This is a genomic window from Synechococcus sp. R3-13 (genome assembly GCF_047462195.1).
Taxonomy (GTDB): Bacteria; Cyanobacteriota; Cyanobacteriia; order Thermostichales; family Thermostichaceae; genus Thermostichus.
On record NZ_JANSIO010000211.1, the window covers coordinates 1 to 4,908 of the forward strand.

5 protein-coding genes are annotated in these 4,908 nt (G+C 60.6%); 1 reads left to right on the forward strand and 4 read right to left on the reverse strand.

The window, feature by feature from the left end; genetic code table 11:
* Nucleotides 1-529, reverse strand: a 529-nt coding sequence (locus NW856_RS06580) for an amidohydrolase family protein (protein ID WP_414399578.1), incomplete at its 3' end; no start/stop codon positions are given.
* Between the two features lie 226 nt (nucleotides 530-755).
* Between NW856_RS06580 and NW856_RS06585 the strand changes: the two genes are divergently transcribed.
* Nucleotides 756-1,553, forward strand: coding sequence for a hypothetical protein (locus NW856_RS06585; protein ID WP_414399579.1), 798 nt, complete (start codon nucleotides 756-758; stop codon nucleotides 1,551-1,553).
* 16 nt (nucleotides 1,554-1,569) lie between these two features.
* Here the strand turns inward: NW856_RS06585 and NW856_RS06590 are convergent, their stop codons facing one another.
* The 3 genes from NW856_RS06590 to NW856_RS06600 all read right to left on the reverse strand — a co-directional run.
* Nucleotides 1,570-2,577 (reverse strand): aspartate-semialdehyde dehydrogenase, encoded by a 1,008-nt coding sequence (locus NW856_RS06590; RefSeq protein WP_414399580.1) that lies wholly within the window; start codon nucleotides 2,575-2,577, stop codon nucleotides 1,570-1,572.
* A 34-nt stretch (nucleotides 2,578-2,611) separates the two neighbouring features.
* Entirely contained in the window at nucleotides 2,612-3,748 is a 1,137-nt protein-coding gene (gene aroB, locus NW856_RS06595; protein WP_414399581.1) for a 3-dehydroquinate synthase, read from the reverse strand.
* Between the two features lie 100 nt (nucleotides 3,749-3,848).
* Nucleotides 3,849-4,908, reverse strand: a 1,060-nt coding sequence (locus NW856_RS06600) for a tetratricopeptide repeat protein (RefSeq protein WP_414399582.1), incomplete at its 5' end; no start/stop codon positions are given.

Here is a 4,908-nt window from a genome sequence, read left to right on the forward strand (position 1 = left end):
CGCCCCCCCTGGGATCCATGCTGGCTTCGATCAGTCGGCGCGTGCTTTCCATCGTTTCAAAAAAATCCTTGCCTGGGGCATCGGCCATGTAGGGAACCAGGTTCACCCGCAGGCCCAAATCTCCGGCAGCCTCTGCACAGCGGTGCATAAAGCGATACATATCCATAACACAGGTGGTGCCACCCTTGAGGGCTTCCAAATAGCTGAGCAGGGCCGCATAGTAGGCATCAGCCTCGGTAAGGGCGCGGTGTTCCAGTTGATAGCGGGGTAGCCAGTCGAGGAGCTGATAATTTTCGGTGACCCCTCGCAACAGGCTGGAGTGGCTGTGGGTATCGATCAAGCCAGGGAGCACGGCCATTTTCCCCCCAGCCTCGATCACACAGCCAGCATCCGCAGGGATCCCCACCTGTTCAGAAGGGCCAACTGCGGCAATGCGATCCCCTCGCACCACCACGGTGCCATCCCGATAAACCCGATCCTGCTCATCAACGGTGAAGATCACCCCATTCCGAATCACGGTGCAACTCATCGTCATCTCCCTCTCAATTTGTTCAATTGTCTCCCTCTCCCAGCCTTCCCATCGCATAAGCGTGCGTTAGGCATAGGGCTTCCAGCCGCAGAGCCGTCTATGCAGCTTTGTTGGCTTAGATAGCTTAATCAAGCTAGCTAAGTGTTTGGATTTGTGGTTACACAAGGGTATCTTCACGTAGAGATTAAGAACACCTCTGCTTACCTAGGCATTTAGTCCCAGCTCGGTGGCTGCTGGCCCCACCGCCAAAACAACCCTGACCTACACGATTACCAACACCGCTGCCCTGCCCCTGACTGGCCTAGCTTTTTCCGACACCTTGCCTGCCGGCTTGATCGTTGCCACTCCCAACAACCTCAACAACGGCTGTGGCGGGACGCTGGCAGCTGCACCAGGAGCAACTTCCATCTTGCTGGTCAACGGCTCATTGGCAGCCAACGCTAGCTGCACCATCAGCCTGGATCTTCAGGTTACAGCCACGACAGCGGGATCCCTGACCAGCCCCGCGGTAACCCTGAGCAGCAACCAAGCGCCCAATGCTACCGCTGCGGCTATCAACCTAACGGTAACGGTGCCAGCTCCCACCTTTACCATGGCCTTTTCTCCCAACCTGCTTGGCCCAATTGGCCCACGTCCCGTTACCGGCACCGGAATGTTGAAGTTTACCATCACCAACAACGCAGCCATTACATTGACGGGCTTGGCCTTTAACCACAACTTGCCGGGAGGGCCGCCTCCTTTAACCGTAGGGCCTGGTGCACCTCCTCCCTTACCTGCTTCCTGTGGTGGTGGTGCTGGAGCTAACCTCATGACCATGGTGGGTGTGGGCACCATTCAATTCACCGGAGGACAAGTAGCCCCAGGACAAACTTGCACAGTGGACATCCCTGTCCAAGTCCCATTCGCAGTTACGGACTCACCCGGCAACTACAACTACACCAACTCCCCGGTGACGTTGACCAGCAATGAGGCTGCCCCTGTTACAGTGGGGCCAGTAACCTGGACGGTTCAGGTTAGTCCTTGACGGTTCAGGTTAATAATTAGTCCTTCAAAAGCAGCTCGGCAATTTGAATGGCGTTGAGGGCCGCACCTTTGCGGATTTGATCCCCGCACAGCCACAGCTCTAGAGCCTTGGGCTCGGAGATGTCCTGGCGGATGCGGCCCACCGCCACTTCATCCCTGCCGGCCACATCGATGGGCATGGGGAAACGGTTTTGCTGCCAATCTTCAATGAGCACCACCCCAGGGGCCTGGGCCAGGATTTGCCGGGCTTTTTCCACAGGGAAGGGCTGTTCAAACTCCAGGTTGAGGGCCTCGGCGTGGGTACGTAGCACCGGCACCCGCACACAGGTAGCTGTCAGCCGCAGGTTGGGGGATCCCATAATCTTGCGCGACTCGTTGACCATCTTCATCTCTTCCTGACAGTAGCCGTTCTCTTGCAGGGGGCTGTTGTGGAGGAAGAGGTTGAAGGCAATGGGGTAAGGGAACACCTGGGGCTGCAACGGCTGCCCCTGGAGGTAGGCGCGGGTTTGCTCTTGCAGCTCCACCATGGCGCGGGCCCCGGCCCCACTGGCCGATTGATAGGTGGCGGCCACCACGCGGCGCAGGGGGATGTGGCGATGCAGGGGGTAGATGGCCACGCACATTAGGATGGTGGTGCAGTTGGGATTGGCGATGATGCCCTGGTGGCGAAAGGCATCCTGAGGGTTCACTTCCGGCACCACCAAAGGCACCTCGGGATCCAAGCGAAAGGCGCTGGAGTTGTCCACCATCACCGCCCCCGCCTCGACGATGGTTCTGGCCCAGGTTTTGGAGACACCGGCTCCGGCAGAGGCCAGCACCAGATCCAGGCCCCGGAAGACCGCTTCTGAAACTGGTTCCACCGGGATCCGCTCCCCCTTGAAGGTCAAATAAGTGCCCGCTGAACGGGGCGAGGCCAAAAGCTTGAGGTCGGCTACAGGAAAGTGGCGCTCTTCCAATAGCGTCAGCAGCTCCGTCCCTACTGCTCCTGTGGCTCCCAAAATGGCTACCCGTTGTTGCCGTCCCATGCTTTGCCATCCTCAAGTCCCCTCATTTTAAGGCTCAAGACGCCCCTAAAGCTGAGAGGGTAATGGATTCTACAGCCGCCTGAATGTCTGCCAATTCCACCTGGTCGGTCAGCTCCGCTTGGCCAATCCGGCGGGGCAAAACGAAGCGAATCCGCCCCTGTTTGACTTTCTTGTCGGCCTGCATTGCCTGCAGCACTGCCTCCCAAGGGATCCCGGCCGGCCACCGGCTGGGCAATCCTGCTTTCTCGATCAGGTGTCGTTGCCGCTCCGCCTCGGCGGCGCTCCACCAACCCAGGCGGCGGGCGATCTCCCCGGCAGCTACCATGCCGATGGCGACAGCTTCTCCGTGCAGATAGCGGCGGTAGCCGGTGGCAGCTTCTAGGGCATGGCCGAGGGTGTGGCCGTAGTTGAGGATGGCCCGCAGGCCCGCTTCTTTCTCGTCCTGCTGCACCACCCAGGCTTTGCACTCGGCACAGCGGCGCAGCAGGTAGTGCAAGTCTGCGGGAGTAAAGTCGGTGTAGCGGCTCAGTTGGGGTCGATCTTCCAAAAACTCAAACACATCGGCAGCCTGAATCACGCCATATTTGATCACTTCCGCTAGGGCTGAGGTAAACTCCCGCTGGGGCAGAGTCTGCAATAGCGTTGGATCAATCCACACCAGGCGCGGCTGATAAAACGCCCCAATGAGGTTTTTCCCGCCAGGATGGTTGACGCCGGTCTTGCCACCAATGGCCGCATCCACCATGGCCAAAAGTGAGGTGGGCACCTGCACAAAAGGGATCCCGCGCAGCCAGGTGGCGGCAGCAAACCCCACCATGTCGCCAATGGCCCCCCCTCCTAGCGCCACCAAGGTGGAGGAGCGCTCCAGGCCAAAGGCTAGGGCGGCGTCGTAGATCTTGGCCACCGAGCGCAGGGTTTTGTAGCGTTCGCCGGCAGGCAATAGGCAGAGGTGGGCGGCAAACCCCGCTTGTTGCAGCCCCTGCAGCAACTTCTCGGCAAAGTGTTTGGCAATGCCGGGATGGCTCACCACCAGAGCCCTGCCGGAAAGCCCTCTAGCTCGCATTTGGGATCCCAGCTGGATGAGGCTGTGGCCAGGGGGGCCTTCGGCAGACTGGAGGAGAATATCGTAGGAGCTGTGGGGAAGCTTGACAGGGATCAGATAGGGATCCATGCGTGTCGGTCCTGGGGGGCGGGATCCAGTGTGGCATGTTCTGGTCCCGTCTGCCTGCTGCAGGCATTGTCCTTGGGGTCTGAAAGCCCAGGGGATCCTGCTAGGGGTTGGGGTCAACTGGCTGCGGTTGGGGAGTGAGGGTTTCCAAATCCGGCAGAGCTGTTCCCGCCGGCGAGGCCGAGTCTTCCTGGGCCAAGTCCTGCAAAGCAGCTTGGGCCGGCTGAAATTGGGGATCCAGCTCCAGACAGCGCTGCAAGCTGGCTTGGGCGGCTGCTCGCTGGCCGGCCCGCAGTTGAATCAGCCCCAGGGTATGCCAAAAGGCGGGCCGCTGCGGATCCAGGTGCGTGGCCTGTTGGGCGTCTGCCAGGGCAGGTTCCAGCTTCCCCAATTTCAAGGCTTCCCAGGCGCGGTTGTTGAGGGCCACAGCATCTTCTGGGGTGAGCTGCAAAACCCGCGAGTAGGCTTGCACAGCTTGTTCGGGATCCCTCAGCTCGCTGTAGATCAACCCCAGGGCAAACCAGCCCCAGGGATCCCGTTCGTTGAGGTGGATCATCTGCTGGCAGGCGGCACGGGCTTCTTCCAGCCGGCCCAGGCGCCGCAGGCCGGTGATCTGGCCAAACCAGCAGGCAGAACTGCCGGGACGCTGCTGCACCAAGCGCTGGAAATGCCGTAGGCTGGCCTCATATTGCCCCAGCTCCTGCTGAGCTACCGCCAAGGCATAGCGGGCCGGAAAGTGCTCCGGCTTGATCTTGAGGGCTTCCTCGAAGTGGATACAGGCTTCTTTCAGGTAGCCCAATTTCTGGAAGGCCACACCGCGGGCGTACCAGCTTTTGTAGTTGTCGGCATCGTAGCGCAGAGCGCGTTCTAGGGCCTTGCTGGCCAGCCGATACTGCCCCAAGCGCAGCAGGGCCACCCCCAAGTTGTGCAGGGTTATGGGATCCCGGCGGCGCAGCCGCAGCGAGCGCTTGTAACATTCAACAGCCGAGCGCAGCCGGTGGCAGTGGAAGAGGGCATTGCCTTGGTAACGCCAAACCCGCCCGCTTTTGGGGTTGAGCTTCAAGACCCGGGCAAAACTGGCCGCTGCCGAGCTGGGCCGCCGCAGCCGCCGCAGCACGATCCCACGGGCCAGCCAGGTGCGGGGCTGCTTGGGGTTGTAGCGC

What these genes read in the sequence shown, in the direction of transcription:
- NW856_RS06590 (WP_414399580.1), bottom strand. Translation starts at nt 2,577, where the DNA reads ATGGGACGGCAACAACGGGTAGCCATTTTGGGAGCCACAGGAGCAGTA.
- aroB (WP_414399581.1), bottom strand. Translation starts at nt 3,748, where the DNA reads ATGGATCCCTATCTGATCCCTGTCAAGCTTCCCCACAGCTCCTACGAT.